Source organism: Citrobacter sp. KH_055_1 (assembly GCF_057838705.1).
In genome coordinates, this window is sequence record NZ_CM174473.1 from 3,821,680 (window position 1) to 3,838,384 (window position 16,705).

Here is a 16,705-nt window from a genome sequence, read left to right on the forward strand (position 1 = left end):
AGGCAAGAAAGTGCTCATCGTGCAAAGCCAGATTGATTTAGACGTCTGGATGCCTTAACATCCATCTTATTAACGACGTCGACCGTACCAGACAGACGAAAATGCCACGGCTAACTTAATTACGATAATAAATAACCCATGATTAAACTTTCGAATATCACCAAAGTGTTCCAGCAGGGGACGCGCACCATTCAGGCATTGAACAATGTCAGCCTGCATGTTCCTGCCGGACAGATTTATGGCGTTATTGGCGCCTCAGGTGCCGGTAAAAGTACGCTCATCCGCTGCGTTAACTTACTTGAACGCCCAACGGAGGGCAGTGTACAGGTCGGCGGTCAGGAGCTCACTACGCTTTCTGAATCCGAGCTGACCAAAGCTCGCCGTCAAATCGGCATGATTTTCCAGCACTTTAACCTGCTGTCTTCCCGCACGGTATTTGGTAACGTCGCGCTTCCACTGGAGCTGGACAACACCCCAAAAGAAGAGATCAAACGTCGCGTTACCGAGCTACTGGATTTAGTGGGCCTTGGCGATAAGCACGACAGCTATGCCGCCAACCTTTCAGGCGGCCAGAAACAGCGTGTCGCCATTGCCCGTGCTCTGGCAAGCCAACCGAAGGTATTGCTGTGCGATGAGGCCACCAGCGCACTCGATCCGGCAACGACCCGTTCGATTCTGGAATTACTGAAAGACATTAACCGCCGTCTTGGGTTAACCATCCTGCTGATTACCCATGAGATGGACGTCGTAAAACGTATTTGTGACTGCGTGGCGGTTATCAGTAACGGTGAACTGATCGAGCAGGACACGGTGAGTGAAGTGTTTTCACATCCGAAAACGCCGCTGGCGCAGAAATTCATTCAATCCACGCTGCATCTGGATATTCCAGAAGATTATCAGGAACGCTTAAAAGCAGAACCAGAAGCCGATAGCGTCCCGATGCTGCGTATGGAGTTTACCGGCCACTCTGTCGATGCCCCACTGCTTTCCGAAATTGCTCGCCGCTTTAATGTGAACAACAACATTATCAGTGCGCAGATGGATTACGCCGGTGGCGTCAAGTTCGGCATCATGCTGACTGAAATGCACGGCGCACAAGAAGATACACAAGCGGCCATCAACTGGCTGCAGGAACACCATGTAAAAGTAGAGGTACTGGGTTATGTCTGAGCCAATGATGTGGCTGCTAGTTCGCGGCGTATGGGAAACGCTGGCAATGACCTTTGTGTCCGGTTTTTTTGGCTTTGTGATTGGCCTGCCCGTCGGCGTACTGCTGTACGTCACGCGTCCGGGGCAAATCATCGAGAACGCGAAGCTCTATCGTACGCTGTCAGCGCTGGTCAATATTTTCCGCTCCATCCCATTCATTATACTGCTGGTATGGATGATTCCATTTACCCGCATGATTGTCGGCACCTCGATCGGTTTACAGGCCGCTATCGTCCCGCTGACCGTGGGTGCCGCACCGTTTATTGCCCGAATGGTAGAAAATGCGCTGCTGGAAATCCCGACCGGGCTGATTGAAGCCTCAAGAGCGATGGGCGCTACGCCGTTACAGATCGTGCGTAAAGTGTTACTACCAGAAGCGTTGCCAGGCCTGGTGAATGCGGCAACGATCACGCTGATTACCCTGGTCGGTTACTCAGCAATGGGCGGGGCCGTCGGTGCGGGCGGTCTTGGGCAGATTGGCTATCAATACGGTTACATTGGATACAACGCTACCGTGATGAATACAGTACTGGTATTACTTGTCGTTCTGGTTTATTTAATTCAGTTATCCGGCGATCGCATCGTCCGGGCGGTCACGCACAAGTAACGTTACACACAACACAGAAAAACTCATTAAGAAAAGGAAATAAGCATGGCGTTCAAATTCAAAACCTTTGCGGCAGTTGGAGCCCTAATCGGTTCTCTGGCACTTGTGGGTTGCGGTCAGGATGAAAAAGATCCAAACCACATCAAAGTGGGCGTTATTGTTGGCGCAGAGCAGCAGGTTGCCGAAGTCGCACAGAAAGTGGCGAAAGAAAAATACGGTCTGGACGTTGAACTGGTCACGTTCAACGATTACGTCCTGCCTAACGAAGCGCTGAGCAAAGGCGATATCGATGCCAATGCCTTCCAGCACAAACCATACCTGGATCAGCAGATCAAAGATCGCGGTTACAAACTGGTTGCTGCAGGCAATACGTTCGTCTACCCAATTGCTGGCTATTCCAAAAAAATCAAATCACTGGATGAACTGCAGGACGGTTCTCAGGTAGCGATTCCAAACGACCCGACTAACCTCGGTCGTTCCCTGCTGCTGCTGCAGAAAGTGGGCCTGATCAAACTGAAAGACGGCGTTGGCCTGCTGCCAACCGCGCTGGATGTGGTTGAAAACCCGAAAAACCTGAAACTGGTAGAGCTGGAAGCACCACAGCTGCCGCGTTCACTGGACGACGCACAGATCGCGCTGGCGGTTATCAATACCACCTACGCCAGCCAGATCGGCCTGACCCCGGCAAAAGACGGTATCTTTGTTGAAGATAAAGACTCCCCGTACGTAAACCTGATCGTAACTCGCGAAGACAATAAAGATGCTGAGAATGTGAAGAAATTCGTTGAGGCGTATCAGTCTGACGAAGTTTACGAAGCGGCAAACAAAGTCTTCAATGGCGGCGCTGTTAAGGGCTGGTAATTTTAGGCTGTTTCCAAAATCTGTAATATCATCAGGACGGGCGCTTGCCCGTCTTGTCATTTATGCAAGCACCTGATTCAATATCTGACGTTTAGATCATTCATTGAGGAAATATTATGCGTGCTTTACCGATCTGTTTAGTAGCACTCATGTTGAGCGGCTGTTCTATGTTAAGCAGATCCCCTGTTGAACCCGTTCAAAGCACTACGACCCCGCCGAAAGTGGAGCCAGAAAAACCAAAAGCACCGCGTGCCACACCGGTAAGAATTATCACCAACGCTGAAGATCTGGTTGGTAAACCATTCCGCGATCTGGGTGAAGTCAGCGGTGAATCCTGCCAGGCATCAAACCAGGATTCTCCTCCAAGTATTCCAACCGCACGCAAACGCATGCAGATAAATGCCTCTAAAATGAAAGCGAATGCGGTATTGCTGCACAGCTGCGAAGTGACCAGCGGAACACCGGGTTGCTACCGTCAGGCGGTTTGCATTGGTTCTGCACTGAATATTTCGACGAAATGAGCCACTTTCAGTTCGAGCAAATAGGCTTTATCCGCTCTCCCTATAAAGAAAAATTCGCCGTTCCACGCCAGCCAGGTCTGGTGAAAAGTGCCAACGGCGAACTGCATTTGCTCGCACCGTATAACCAGGCCGATGCCGTTCGCGGCCTGGAAGCGTTCAGCCATTTGTGGGTGATTTTTGTTTTTCACCAGACAATGGAAGGTGGATGGCGGCCAACCGTACGCCCGCCCCGACTTGGCGGCAACGCCAGAATGGGCGTCTTTGCTACACGTTCGACCTTTCGCCCTAACCCTGTCGGCATGTCGCTGGTCGAACTAAAAGGTATTGTCTGCCAGAAAGATAACGTCGTCCTACAACTGGGCAGTCTGGATCTGGTCGACGGAACTCCGGTGGTCGATATCAAGCCCTACCTGCCGTTTGCTGAAGCACTACCCAATGCCACCGCCAGCTATGCACAGCATGCGCCAGTCGCGGAAATGGCGGTCGGTTTCACCCCTGAGGTTGAGCAACAACTTCTGATGATGGAAAAACGTTATCCGCTGCTAAAAACATTTATTGGTGAAGTGCTGGCACAGGACCCGCGTCCTGCGTATCGTAAGGGTGAAGAGACAGGCAAAACGTACGCCGTCTGGCTACACGATTTCAACGTGCGCTGGCGCGTGACGGCAGAGGGTTTCGAAGTCTTTGCGCTCGAACCCCGGTAATTTCGCACCCTTCTCTTTTGACATCCCTTTCTCGCTGGTAAACTAAACCACTTTTTTTGTGTCAGGCTCGCGTTGAGCCTGTTCGATCGTTCAACTGGAACCGTAACAACATGCGTACTAGCCAATATCTGCTCTCCACTCTGAAGGAGACACCTGCCGACGCCGAGGTTATCAGCCACCAGCTGATGCTGCGCGCCGGGATGATTCGCAAGCTGGCCTCCGGGTTATATACCTGGCTGCCGACCGGCGTGCGCGTCCTGAAAAAAGTCGAAAACATCGTGCGTGAAGAGATGAACAACGCCGGTGCTATCGAGGTGTTAATGCCGGTAGTTCAGCCTTCTGAACTGTGGGAAGAGAGCGGCCGTTGGGAACAGTACGGCCCGGAACTGCTGCGTATTGCTGACCGCGGCGATCGTCCATTCGTACTCGGCCCAACGCATGAAGAAGTGATCACCGACCTGATCCGTAACGAGCTCAGCTCCTACAAACAGCTGCCGCTGAACTTCTACCAGATCCAGACTAAATTCCGTGACGAAGTGCGTCCGCGTTTCGGCGTCATGCGCTCCCGTGAATTCCTGATGAAAGATGCGTACTCTTTCCATACGACTCAGGAATCTTTGCAAGAAACCTACGACGCAATGTATGCCGCGTACAGCAAGATCTTCAGCCGTATGGGTCTGGATTTCCGTGCGGTACAGGCTGACACCGGTTCTATCGGCGGTAGCGCTTCTCACGAATTCCAGGTTCTGGCGCAGAGCGGCGAAGATGACGTGGTGTTCTCTGACAGCTCCGACTTTGCTGCCAACATCGAATTTGCAGAAGCCGTAGCACCAAAAGAACCGCGCGGCGCCGCCACGCAGGAAATGACGCTGGTCGATACGCCAAACGCGAAAACCATCGCTGAGCTGGTTGAGCAGTTCAATCTGCCGATCGAAAAAACCGTTAAAACGCTGCTGGTGAAAGCGGTCGAAGGCAGCAGCTACCCGCTGGTTGCGCTGCTGGTTCGTGGCGATCACGAACTGAACGAAATCAAAGCAGAAAAACTGCCGCAGGTTGCCAGCCCGCTGACCTTCGCCACCGAAGAAGAAATTCGTGCCGTAGTCAAAGCAGGTCCTGGCTCGCTCGGTCCAGTGAACATGCCAATCCCGGTAGTTATCGATCGTACCGTTGCGGTCATGAGCGACTTCGCAGCAGGTGCTAACATCGACGGTAAACACTATTTCGGTATTAACTGGGATCGTGATGTCGCCACGCCAGAAGTGGCTGACATCCGTAACGTCGTTGCCGGCGACCCGAGCCCGGACGGCAAAGGCACACTACTGATTAAACGCGGTATCGAAGTCGGTCACATCTTCCAGCTGGGTACCAAGTACTCTGAAGCAATGAAAGCTTCCGTTCAGGGCGAAGATGGTCGTAACCAGATTCTGACCATGGGCTGCTACGGTATCGGGGTGACTCGCGTTGTTGCTGCCGCTATTGAACAGAACTTTGACGATCGCGGCATTGTCTGGCCGGACGCCATCGCGCCGTTCCAGGTGGCGATTCTGCCGATGAACATGCACAAATCCTACCGCGTACAGGAACTGGCTGAGAAGCTTTACGCTGAGCTACGCGCGCAGGGTATCGAAGTGCTGATGGACGATCGTAAAGAACGTCCAGGCGTGATGTTTGCCGATATGGAACTGATCGGTATTCCGCACACCATCGTGCTGGGCGACCGTAACCTCGATAACGATGATATCGAGTACAAATACCGTCGTAACGGCGAGAAACAGCTGATTAAAACCGGCGACATCGTCGACTATCTGATTAAAGCCATTAAAGGCTAATACAGCAAAAGGCCCTGATCATCAGGGCCTTTTTTTCAGAGATTAATTACACCCTTTACCGGGTATAAACTTCGCGTCTTTATCCGCCATCAGCGTTTTCACCTTCTCGCCCGTATCCGGGTTCGCCTCCTGCGTGAAATGTCCTTCAAGGGTCAACAAGACCGATTGGCCAGTTTCCGTGCGAGCAGCTAAATAGCCGCGTTCAAGCTGGGCATTATTTGCTACCGGCATACGCTTGCCCGTCGCACAGTCGGTAAAGACAGCCGCATCCGCCATGTAGAAATACATCCCACGCATCGGCATTGGCGTGACGGGCAAACTGGCTGACACCGGCTCAAGGGTATAGTTGAACTGCGATTCGATCGGATTACCTTCACGATCGAGCATTTCCAGCGCCTCACCTTTTGCCCGGTAGTAAAACTTCTCACCTTTGCTGTCGGTCAACACCAGCTTATCCGCCGTGCGTGCCCAGGTGCCATAGGAGGCAAAGGAAGACGGTTCATCCCGTACGCCCTGATACCGTTCGTTCATCACCCAGGTCCCGTCTTTTTCCAGGAACAGCGAGGTTTCAATCCCTTCGCAGTCGGCGCAGGGCAAGATGCCACGCCAACTTTGCTGCATCGGTTTTAATTCTGCCGCCCGCGTCGACTGCAATGCTTCGACGTCAGTACGATTATTACAGCCGATCAAGGAAAAGAGCGTGCATACAGCGACCACTGACAATATTGCTGTTTTCACTATAAAATCCTTATGATTTTTTTATTCCTGTTCGTCAGTCCTGCGAACGACGAACTTTCCCGCGCAGCGCCTTCACGGTGGATTTTTGCGCCTTCGATGACAACCGGCGCTCTTTCGAAGCGCGCGTAGGACGCGTTGCCTGGCGGCTTTTTTGCACTGCGGTTAATTCTTTAATCAACGCCACCAGCCTGGCCAGAGCCGCTTCCCGGTTGAGTTCCTGACTGCGATATTCCTGCGCCTTAATGATGATGACGCCATCGGCAGTGATCAGATGATGACTGGCCGCCAGCAAGCGTTCCTTGTAATACTCTGGCAGGCCAGAGGCCCGAATGTCAAAGCGCAAATGGATGGCGGTCGAGGTCTTATTAACGTGCTGCCCACCCGCACCCTGTGCCCGGATAGCCGTGATTTCCAGCTCATTATCAGGGATAGAGACGTTTCGGGAGAGAACGATCATCAACGCTGCTGCCACGCGGTCAGATGAATTTCCAGATTGTTCTGAGAGTCTGACAACCAGATAGCCCCATCCTGGATGGTCGCCTGCAACGTCATAGTACGCCCGGCAAAGTCGCTCAGCTGCGCCAGCTGTTCGTCATCCAGATACCAGACAGTCAAATTTTTAAACTGTGCGCACTTATTCTGGTTTTGCTGCCACCAGATTTGCGCCGCCCGACTGTTATAGGTAAACAGAGCAACTTCCCCAGACTGAGTACAGGCCTTCTTAATCCGACGCTCATCCGGCAGGCCGAGTTCAATCCATAAATCAATGCCCAGATGATCGTTACGCAGCCATGCTTCTGGCTCATCTTCTGCGCTCAAGCCCCGCGTAAACTGTAACCGCTCATTGGCATATTTAATCCATGCCAACAGGCGCAGCATCATGCGTTCCTGGGTTTCAGAAGGGTGACGCGCCAGCGTCAATGCCGCGTCAAGAAACTGGTTGCGGTCAAGATCCGCCACGTTGACAACGGCTTTATAAATTGTCGCTTTAAGCGCCATGAGAGAACTCCTTTCGAATCAGGCGCACATTGTAGCGAAAACTACGCCAAAAGGCTGCTAACAGCTCTTCTATCAAGGCGCTGATATTGCTTGAATGAGTATGGTATAGTCACCTTGCTAAACAGAGTTTATCTTCGTAGGCTTAGACTTGCATCCACGGTTAAGTCAGAGTACTGACAGGAGGGCATGTGGAAAAATATTGTGAGTTAATACGCAAGCGGTACGCGGAAATCGCCAGCGGAGACTTAGGGTATGTCCCGGATGCGCTGGGTTGCGTATTGAAAGTGCTGAATGAAGTGGCGGAAGACAGCGCCCTTTCAGAGTCGGTCAGAGAAAAAGCGGCCTATGCTGCCGCGAACTTACTGGTGAGCGATTATGTCAATGAATGAAACGTATCAACCCATTAACTGTGATGATTACGACAATCTTGAGCTCGCCTGCCAGCACCATTTATTACTGACGCTGGCGCTGAAAGATGGCGAAGTGCTGCAGGCGAAAGCCAATGACCTGGTTTCACGCAAAAATGTGGAATATCTGGTTGCAGACGTCTCTGGAGAATCACGTGAGCTTCGTCTCGACAAGATTGCCAGCTTCAGCCACCCGGAAATCGGTACCGTGGTGGTTAGCGAATCCTGATTATTTTGTTGCCGGATGGCGGTGCAAGCACCTTATCCGGCCTACTTTCCATGCGATACGTAGGCCTGATAAGCGCAACGCCATCAGGCATGCCATACCAGATTCACGCCTTCTTCCCCTTCCGCCAGTCCTTCCCGCGTAACAAAGACACCGGCTGCCGCAATCAGCGTTTCGCCGTAAAACAGTAACGGCGTGGTATCGCGTCGCCAGGGCGGAATTCCCTGCTCCTGCCATATTTTTTTGAGCTTACGCCCACCGTTACGCCCGACAATGTGTAATAACCCGGGCGCTTTAAAGCGAATACTGACCGGTTCACCCACGTGCGGCATACGTAATTTTCCCGTTGGGAGTAACTGTACGTCTCCCAGCCCGGCAGGCAGCGTCAGCGGTGTTTGCCAGCATGACCACGGGATGGCAGTTTCACTTTGCCCGGTAACGGATTTCACCCACCACAGCTGTGACTGATAGCGGCGGATTTCATATTCGCCTACGCACAAGCACGGCGCAGCATCTTCCCGTGCCAGCACCACTTCCTGCCAGATTCGCGCCAGCGCATCCCGGGATGGCATCGGTGCATTCAGCCCTGCCAGCCAGCGACGAAGCAGCGCTGCACGTCGTACATCGCTCATCGTCATTAATGGCTCAACTAAAAGGGTGTCCTGCTCGGTGACACACTCCGCTAAATCATTGGCAAGTAACTCATCCAACAAACGTTCCTGCTCGGCACACAGCACCGCACTGCGGGCCGCCGCGTCAGCAAAGTGCGGCCAGCGCTGTTGCAGTTGCGGGATTATACGTAGCCGCAGAAAATTGCGATCGTAGGCATCATCCTGATTACTTTCATCTTCAATCCAGCGTAGTCCATGCTCCAACGCCCAGCGTTCAAGCGCGTCACGCGTTTGCGCCAATAGCGGGCGAATAAGCTGGGTCCCAGCAAACGGTGAACTTTCCCCCATTGCAGAAAGTCCGGCCGGGCCGCTGCCGCGTTTGAGCGCCAGCAAAAAGGTTTCACACTGGTCATCAAGATGCTGGGCGGTCATCAGCACTTCACCCGGCAGCAGCGTCCGGGCAAAAGCCTGATAGCGCGCCCGCCGGGCCTGCGCCTCTATCCCCAGCCCGTCATCCTGAAGATGCACCCGTTCAACCACCAGCGGCACCTGCCATTGTGCACAAACCGATTCGCAGTGCGTCACCCATTCGTCTGCGTGCGGACTCAATCCATGGTGGATGTGGATAGCGCGTAGCACGACGTCGGGGTGTTGTTTTCGCCACAGCACCAGTTGGTGCAACAGCACGGTCGAGTCGAGGCCACCGCTAAAGGCCACCAGGATATGGGGAGATGTCAGAAGTGAAGTGTTTAGTGTGAGTGTCGTCATGATGAGTACTTACTAGGGTATTGCCCGGCACGTTACCGGGCTACCGTTACAATGACAAGCCTTACTGCTCGTATAATTCAAGTGGTAATCCATCCGGATCGTTGAAAAAAGTAAAGCGTTTGCCGGTAAAGGGGTCGACACGTACTACCTCACATTTCACATTATGATTTTCCAGATGGGCTATCGCCTTTTCCACATCATCCACGCTGAACGCCAGATGGCGTAACCCGCAGGCTTCCGGTCGACTGGGACGGCAAGGTGGAAATGGAAAAGAAAAAAGCTCAATCACGTACTGCCCGTTCAGCGCCAGATCGCCTTTCCAGGAGTCGCGCTCTTCCCGGTAGACCTCGCTCATCAGCGTAAAGCCCAGCACGTCGCAGTAAAATGCCTTACTCACCGCGTAGTCCGTCGCAATAATGGCAATATGGTGAACCTGTTTTAATCCCAGCATAGCGTCTTAGCCTCTTTAGTTTTCTTTTCGCACGTTACTCGTCCACGGTCGGTTCAGGCAAGCTGCGATGCCATTTTTAGGACTCTCACACGGTACACGCCGTCCTCACCCAGTTTAGCGCCATGAATATCCGTGTCGAATCCGGGATAATGATGGCCGACAGAACACAGCATCAACAGGAAATCGAGCACCGCCCGGCTGTCTTCGGTGATCATTTCCCCCGGCATCAGCAACGGTACGCCGGGAGGATAAGGCAGGATCATATTTGCAGAAATGCGCCCCACCAGTTGGTCAAGCGTCACCGTCTCCACCTCGCCTTTGATCTGCCGCTGCCAGGCCTGATGTGGCGTCATTTTCATTTCCGGTAGGGTGTCAAATGCCCGTAGCATTAGCCCGGAGAGATCGTGTTGGCGGATCAGATTATGGATCCCCTGTGCCAGATCCTGAATACGCATATTGCGATAGAAATCCGGATCTTCAGCATACAAATCTGGCAGCATATTCTTCACACGCAAATTCAGATCGTACGAACGTTTGAACTCTGTCAGCCCGCGCAGCAACCCCATCGCCCGGGTTTTATCAATGCCAATGCTGAACAAAAATAACAGATTATACGGACCCGTTTTCTCCACCACGACACCGCGTTCGTCGAGGAATTTCGCCACCAGCGCCGCCGGGATCCCTTCGTCACTCATGTTTCCCTGTTCATCCATCCCCGGTGTCAGAATAGTCACTTTCACCGGATCGAGGAACATGTGGTCGGCGTCGGCATCGGTAAACCCATGCCAGTCTTCACCCGGCGCAACGGGCCAGCATTCCGCTTCATCCACCTTTTCCGGCTGCCAGATATCAAAGAACCAGCCGTCCGATTCTTCCCGCAGTCGCTGTACTTCTTTGCGAAAATGCAGCGCACGCTCAACGGAGCGATTGATTAAGCGCTTGCCTGAGTTGCCGCGCAGCATTGCCGCCGCCGTTTCTATTGACGCGACAATCGGGTAGCTCGGCGACGTCGAGGTATGCATCATAAAGGCTTCATTAAAGGTCTCTTCATCGTAGTCACCTTTAATGTGGATCAGAGAAGCCTGCGACAGCGCCGCCAGCATCTTATGGGTCGACTGGGTTTCAAAGATAACCTTACCAGGTACTCGTTCGCCGCTCATGCCGCTTTTCCCCTGATAGATCGGGTGAAAATGAGTGTATGGCACCCAGGCCGAGTCAAAATGAATAGACGGCACGTCCAACGTCTGTTTGATCCAGTTGGTGTTATACAGCAGACCGTCGTAGGTAGAGTTGGTGATCACCGCATGTACTGGCCACTGGGCCTGGGCGGTCTCTCCGACTTTGCGCTCAATACTCTCACGGGTAAATTCACGCTTAGGGATACCGCCAAGAATACCCAGCGCATTACGCGTGGGCTTCAGCCAGATGGGTACCACGTCGCTCATCATCAGCAAATGCGCCAGTGATTTATGACAGTTACGATCGATCAGTAGCGTACTTCCGGTCGGGGCTGCATACATACCGACAATTTTATTCGACGTCGAGGTGCCATTCGTCACCATATAGCTCTGCTCTGCCCCAAAGGTGCGGGCGATATATTCTTCGGCCTCCAGGTGCGGGCCAGTATGGTCCAGCAGCGAACCCAATTCGGTCACGGAAATGGAGACGTCGGCCTTGAGCGTATTGCCGCCAAAAAAGTCATAGAACAGGCAGCCCACTGGGCTCTTTTGGTATGCCGTCCCCGCCATGTGCCCCGGCGTACAGAAGGTATACTTCCCTTCTTTCACGTAGGTGAACAACGCCCTGGTAAACGGCGGAGTGATGTTATCGAGGTATTCATTGGTGTACTGGCGAATACGGGTGGCAATATCGTCAGACTGGCCTAGAGCATACTCGAAAAACCACAGCGCCATGCGCAGGTCGTGTGCGCTGACATCCATCGTCGAATGGGTATTGATAAAGGCGTAAAGTGGCAGGTATTCGTTAAGCTGGTTGATATCGCTACACAGCTCCAGGCTGTACTTATCCCAGTCAAAAATGACGCCGCAAATTCGCGGGTTATGCTCAATAAATTTCAGCAGGTCGACGCTATTCTGCGGCCAGATAATCTGAAATCCCTGCTGCAGTAGTGCACGTTCAAGTTCCTTGATGGGCTCATCTTTATAAAAGACGCCATGCGGTCCCATGATGGCAATGATATTCATGCGTTCCTCCTGGAAAAACCTTAGTTAATCATAGCCTGGTCAAACCGCAGGTAAAAAAAAAGGGCCACAGCGTTGTGGCCCTTTTCAGAATATATGCAGTTTACGCGTAACCGTAGCTCATCAGTCGCTGGTAACGGCGATTTTTCAGCTCTTCCGTACTTAACACATCGAGATCGGCCAGATCGGCCAGCAGCTGTGCTTTCAGCGACGCAGCCATGACTTCTGGATTACGATGCGCCCCGCCCAGCGGTTCCGGTACGATAGAATCGATCAGCTTCAGCTCTTTCAGACGCGGGGCAATAATGCCCATCGCTTCTGCCGCCAACGGCGCTTTGTCTGCGCTTTTCCACAGAATGGATGCACAGCCTTCCGGGGAGATAACAGAATAGGTGCTGTATTGCAGCATATTCACTTTATCGCCCACGCCGATCGCCAGCGCGCCACCGGAGCCACCTTCGCCGATAACGGTGCAGATAACCGGTACGCTCAGACGTGACATTTCACGCAGGTTACGCGCAATCGCTTCAGACTGACCGCGTTCTTCCGCGCCCACGCCCGGATAAGCCCCAGGGGTGTCAATGAAGGTAATGATCGGCATCTTGAAACGTTCGGCCATTTCCATCAGGCGCAGCGCTTTGCGATAGCCTTCCGGTGCTGGCATGCCGAAGTTACGACGAATTTTTTCTTTGGTCTCGCGGCCTTTCTGATGACCAATGATCATCACTGGACGACCATCAAGACGCGCGATGCCGCCGACGATAGCTTTATCATCCGCGTAGGCACGATCGCCCGCCAGCTCATCAAATTCATCAAACGCCAGGCGGACGTAATCCAGGGTGTACGGACGCTGTGGATGGCGAGCCAGCTGGGCTACCTGCCATGCGCCAAGATCGGCAAAGATTTTGCGCGTCAGTTCTACGCTTTTTTCACGCAGGCGATGCACTTCTTCATCGATGTTAATATCCAGTTTCTCATCCTGACGGCTCACCGCAGTCAGAGAATCGATTTTTGCTTCCAGCTCTGCAATCGGCTGTTCAAAATCAAGGAAATTCAGACTCATAGTATTCCTGTATTAGTCAAACTCCAGTTCCACCTGCTCCGAACCAATAAGGCCACGGAGATCGTTCAGTAAACGATCGCTCGGAGAGACACGCCACGTTGCGCCAAAACGCAACCGCGCACGTGCATCCGCCCTCTGATAGTAGAGATGTACTGGAATTGTCCCCGAGCGGTGGGGTTCCAGAGACTGACGGAGTCGGTTTAAAAGCTGGTCATCAATTTGCCTGTCCGTCAGCGAGATAGCAAGCCCGCGAGCGTATTTTTCCCGGGCTTCGTCAATATCCATGACTTCACGGGCCATCATTTTAAGCCCACCGCTGAAGTCATCAAAGCTGACCTGTCCGCTGACGATAAGTATGCGGTCTTTTTCCAGCAAATGCTGGTATTTATCCAGGGCATCGGTAAATAACATCACTTCCAGACGCCCAGAACGGTCATCCAGCGTGCAGATGCCGATACGATTGCCGCGCTTGGTGACCATTACCCGCGCAGCAATGACGAGCCCCGCAGCCGTGGTAACTTTACCACGTTCTGTCGGATGCATGTCTTTCAGCCTGTGGCCTCCGACATAGCGCTCAATTTCTTTTAAATACTGGTTGATGGGGTGTCCCGTCAGGTAAAGCCCTAACGTTTCACGCTCACCATCTAATACCACCTGCTCCGGCCACGGCGTGCAGTTGGCATAGGATTGTTCAATTTGTTCCGGCTCTTCGGCCAGAACGCCAAACATATCGGCCTGACCGATGGCTTCGGCTTTTGCGTGCTGATCGGCGGCTTTAAGCGCGTCGTTCAGCGAATTCATCAGTGCGGCGCGATGCGGGCCAAGGCGGTCAAACGCCCCGGACATGATCAGTTTTTCCAGCACCCGGCGGTTTAGCTTTTTGATATCCGTACGGGCACAGAGATCGAACAGCTCGCGGAAATAGCCACCTTTGTTACGCGCTTCAATAATAGCTTCAATGGGGCCTTCACCCACGCCTTTTATCGCGCCGATGCCATACACAATCTCGCCATCATCATTTACGTGGAAATGATACAGCCCGGAGTTGATATCCGGCGGCAGGATTTTCAGCCCCATACGCCAGCATTCATCCACCAGCCCGACCACTTTCTCAGTGTTATCCATATCGGCGGTCATTACCGCGGCCATAAACTCGGCGGGGTAATGCGTTTTCAACCATAGCGTCTGGTAAGACACCAGCGCATAGGCTGCGGAGTGCGATTTGTTAAACCCGTACCCGGCGAATTTCTCCACCAGGTCAAAGATTTTGATCGCCAGCTCACCGTCTACGCCGCGCTTTCTCGCCCCTTCTTCAAAGGTGCCGCGCTGCTTGGCCATTTCTTCCGGCTTTTTCTTACCCATCGCACGGCGCAGCATATCCGCGCCGCCAAGAGTATAACCAGACAGCTCCTGGGCAATCTGCATGACCTGTTCCTGATACAGGATAATGCCGTACGTCGGCTCCAGAACAGGTTTCAGGCACTCATGCTGCCATTGTACATCCGGGTAGGATATCTCTTCTCGCCCGTGCTTACGGTCGATAAAGTTATCTACCATTCCCGACTGCAGTGGGCCTGGGCGGAACAACGCCACCAGGGCTATCATATCTTCGAAGCAGTCAGGCTGCAGGCGTTTGATCAGATCCTTCATGCCGCGAGATTCAAGCTGGAAGACGGCGGTTGTCTCCGAGCGCTGCAGCATATCAAAACATTTTTTATCGTCGAGCGGGATGGCGGCGATGTCAATCGGCTCCAGTCCCTGCTTTGCCCGACGCGGGTTGATCATTTTCAGCGCCCAGTCAATGATCGTCAGCGTACGCAGACCCAGGAAGTCAAACTTAACCAACCCGGCGTATTCCACGTCGTTTTTATCAAACTGAGTGACCGGATGAAGACCTTCTTCATCACAATAGAGCGGAGCAAAGTCGGTAATTTTAGTGGGCGCAATAACCACGCCGCCCGCATGCTTACCGGCATTACGCGTGACGCCTTCCAGCTTACGCGCCATGTCGATCAGCGCCCTGACCTCTTCGTCCGCTTCGTAGATCTCTGGCAGCTGCGGCTCTGCCTCAAAGGCTTTTGCCAGCGTCATCCCCGGATCGGGTGGCACCAGTTTAGAAATCCTGTCGACAAACCCGTACGGATGCCCCAGTACGCGGCCCACGTCGCGGATAACCGCTTTTGCGGCCATTGTACCAAAGGTAATAATCTGTGATACCGCGTCTCGACCATACATTTCCGCCACATGTTCAATCACCTGGTCGCGTTTCTCCATACAGAAGTCAACGTCGAAGTCAGGCATCGAGACACGTTCCGGGTTAAGGAAACGTTCGAACAGCAGGTCAAATTCCAGCGGATCAAGATCGGTAATTTTTAGCGCATAGGCCACCAGTGAGCCGGCACCGGAACCACGGCCAGGTCCGACCGGCACGCCGTTGTCTTTCGACCACTGGATAAACTCCATGACGATCAGGAAGTAGCCCGGGAACCCCATCTGGTTGATAACCTGAAGTTCAATGTCCAGGCGTTCGTCGTAAGGTGGGCGCTTCTCTTTGCGTTCGGCTTCATCCGGGAACAAAAACGCCAGACGCTCTTCCAGACCTTCTTTCGATTTTTTAACCAGATAGTCTTCGGTGGTCATATCTCCGGTCGGGAACTGCGGCAGGAAGTATTCACCCAGACGCACCGTCACGTTACAGCGCTTGGCTATCTCGACGGTATTTTGCAGCGCTTCCGGAATGTCGGAAAACAGCTCGCACATCTCTTCTTCGCTGCGCATATACTGCTGCGGCGAATAGTTGCGCGGACGTTTCGGATCATCGAGTGTGAAACCATCATGGATCGCCACGCGGATCTCATGCGCGTCAAAATCTCCGGTTTCAAGGAAGCGAACATCGTTGGTCGCCACCACCGGCAGACCCCGCGTTTCGGCCAGCGCCACTGCGGCATGCAAATAATTCTCTTCGTCCTGCCTGCCGGTACGGATCAGTTCCAGAAAATAACAATCGGGGAAATGTTCTTCATAAAACGTGACGCACTCATCAACCAGCGCGCTGTTACCGCGTAGCAAGCTCCGTCCGACGTCGCCCATGCGACCACCGGAAAGTAAAATTAAACCTTCTTTTAAATCAAGCAACCAGTCTCTGTCGATGACCGGTCCTTCGGATCCATAGCCACGTTGATAGGCTTTTGATATCAACAACGTCAGATTCTGATAGCCCGTATTATTGGCCGCCAGCACCGTTAGTTGCGTCAACTCGTCGCCAAACTGCTCGCTACGGACATGAAAATCAGCACCAACAATCGGTTTAATGCCCGCACCGTGACCCGCTCCGTAAAACTTCACCAGACCACACAGGTTGGTAAAATCGGTGATCGCCAGTGCAGGCATGCCCAACGCGGCCGCCTTTTTCACCAGCGGCCCCGTTTTTGCCAACCCATCAATCATGGAGTAGTCGCTGTGCACCCGCAGGTGGACGAAACGTGGTTCAGACATCTTCAGATTCCGGTT

16 protein-coding genes are annotated in these 16,705 nt (G+C 53.1%); 8 read left to right on the forward strand and 8 right to left on the reverse strand.

The annotated features are described in order from the left end of the window. Window positions 1-138 precede the first annotated feature (138 nt). The 6 genes from metN (at window position 139) to proS (ending at window position 5,731) form a co-directional block, all read left to right on the forward strand. On the forward strand, window positions 139-1,170 hold the full coding sequence (gene metN, locus AC3ITF_RS18040; protein ID WP_096758214.1) for a methionine ABC transporter ATP-binding protein MetN: 1,032 nt from the start codon (window positions 139-141) through the stop codon (window positions 1,168-1,170). Beyond that, on the forward strand, window positions 1,163-1,816 hold the full coding sequence (locus AC3ITF_RS18045) for a methionine ABC transporter permease MetI (RefSeq protein WP_003018471.1): 654 nt from the start codon (window positions 1,163-1,165) through the stop codon (window positions 1,814-1,816). Before metN ends, AC3ITF_RS18045 begins: the two co-directional genes overlap by 8 nt. A gap of 45 nt (window positions 1,817-1,861) precedes the next feature. Further along, entirely contained in the window at window positions 1,862-2,677 is an 816-nt protein-coding gene (metQ, locus tag AC3ITF_RS18050) for a methionine ABC transporter substrate-binding lipoprotein MetQ (protein WP_096758215.1), read from the forward strand. 116 nt (window positions 2,678-2,793) lie between these two features. Next, window positions 2,794-3,198 (forward strand): Rcs stress response system protein RcsF, encoded by a 405-nt coding sequence (gene rcsF, locus AC3ITF_RS18055; RefSeq protein WP_096758216.1) that lies wholly within the window; start codon window positions 2,794-2,796, stop codon window positions 3,196-3,198. Continuing rightward, window positions 3,195-3,902 carry a tRNA (N6-threonylcarbamoyladenosine(37)-N6)-methyltransferase TrmO gene (tsaA, locus tag AC3ITF_RS18060; RefSeq protein WP_181688454.1) on the forward strand — a complete coding sequence of 236 codons (708 nt, stop codon included), beginning with the start codon at window positions 3,195-3,197 and terminating at the stop codon, window positions 3,900-3,902. Before rcsF ends, tsaA begins: the two co-directional genes overlap by 4 nt. Before the next feature lie 110 nt (window positions 3,903-4,012). Continuing rightward, entirely contained in the window at window positions 4,013-5,731 is a 1,719-nt protein-coding gene (gene proS, locus AC3ITF_RS18065; RefSeq protein ID WP_181631549.1) for a proline--tRNA ligase, read from the forward strand. A gap of 42 nt (window positions 5,732-5,773) precedes the next feature. Here proS and nlpE read toward each other — a convergent pair whose 3' ends face one another. Genes nlpE through AC3ITF_RS18080 form a run of 3 tightly spaced genes read right to left on the reverse strand, consistent with a single transcriptional unit; the run spans window position 5,774 to window position 7,468 of the window. Next, window positions 5,774-6,472 carry an envelope stress response activation lipoprotein NlpE gene (nlpE, locus tag AC3ITF_RS18070; RefSeq protein WP_489176455.1) on the reverse strand — a complete coding sequence of 233 codons (699 nt, stop codon included), beginning with the start codon at window positions 6,470-6,472 and terminating at the stop codon, window positions 5,774-5,776. 31 nt (window positions 6,473-6,503) lie between these two features. Next, window positions 6,504-6,926: an alternative ribosome rescue aminoacyl-tRNA hydrolase ArfB gene (gene arfB / locus AC3ITF_RS18075; RefSeq protein ID WP_096758220.1), complete on the reverse strand. Its 423-nt coding sequence runs from the start codon at window positions 6,924-6,926 to the stop codon at window positions 6,504-6,506. Then, the gene (locus AC3ITF_RS18080; RefSeq protein WP_115259385.1) at window positions 6,926-7,468 is read right to left on the reverse strand and encodes a YaeQ family protein; all 543 of its coding nucleotides are present in this window, start codon (window positions 7,466-7,468) and stop codon (window positions 6,926-6,928) included. Before AC3ITF_RS18080 ends, arfB begins: the two co-directional genes overlap by 1 nt. Window positions 7,469-7,656: 188 nt before the next feature. On the opposite strand from AC3ITF_RS18080, the gene AC3ITF_RS18085 reads away from it, so the two are divergent. Together AC3ITF_RS18085 and rof are read left to right on the forward strand one after the other, a co-directional pair. Further along, window positions 7,657-7,857: a YaeP family protein gene (locus AC3ITF_RS18085; RefSeq protein WP_096758222.1), complete on the forward strand. Its 201-nt coding sequence runs from the start codon at window positions 7,657-7,659 to the stop codon at window positions 7,855-7,857. Further along, the gene (rof, locus tag AC3ITF_RS18090; RefSeq protein WP_096758223.1) at window positions 7,844-8,104 is read left to right on the forward strand and encodes a Rho-binding antiterminator; all 261 of its coding nucleotides are present in this window, start codon (window positions 7,844-7,846) and stop codon (window positions 8,102-8,104) included. The genes AC3ITF_RS18085 and rof overlap by 14 nt, the downstream gene beginning before the upstream one ends. 83 nt (window positions 8,105-8,187) lie before the next feature. Here the strand turns inward: rof and tilS are convergent, their stop codons facing one another. The 5 genes from tilS to dnaE all read right to left on the reverse strand — a co-directional run bounded on the left by tilS (window position 8,188) and on the right by dnaE (window position 16,690). Next, the gene (gene tilS, locus AC3ITF_RS18095) at window positions 8,188-9,480 is read right to left on the reverse strand and encodes a tRNA lysidine(34) synthetase TilS (protein WP_135912559.1); all 1,293 of its coding nucleotides are present in this window, start codon (window positions 9,478-9,480) and stop codon (window positions 8,188-8,190) included. Between the two features lie 61 nt (window positions 9,481-9,541). After that, complete coding sequence (locus tag AC3ITF_RS18100) at window positions 9,542-9,931, reverse strand: VOC family protein (RefSeq protein ID WP_135912560.1); 390 nt, start codon at window positions 9,929-9,931, stop codon at window positions 9,542-9,544. Between the two features lie 53 nt (window positions 9,932-9,984). Next, on the reverse strand, window positions 9,985-12,135 hold the full coding sequence (ldcC, locus tag AC3ITF_RS18105) for a lysine decarboxylase LdcC (protein WP_135912561.1): 2,151 nt from the start codon (window positions 12,133-12,135) through the stop codon (window positions 9,985-9,987). 100 nt (window positions 12,136-12,235) lie between these two features. Next, window positions 12,236-13,195 carry an acetyl-CoA carboxylase carboxyl transferase subunit alpha gene (accA, locus tag AC3ITF_RS18110; RefSeq protein WP_096758227.1) on the reverse strand — a complete coding sequence of 320 codons (960 nt, stop codon included), beginning with the start codon at window positions 13,193-13,195 and terminating at the stop codon, window positions 12,236-12,238. Window positions 13,196-13,207: 12 nt separating this feature from the next. Continuing rightward, window positions 13,208-16,690, reverse strand: coding sequence for a DNA polymerase III subunit alpha (gene dnaE, locus AC3ITF_RS18115; RefSeq protein WP_096758228.1), 3,483 nt, complete (start codon window positions 16,688-16,690; stop codon window positions 13,208-13,210). Window positions 16,691-16,705 lie beyond the last annotated feature (15 nt).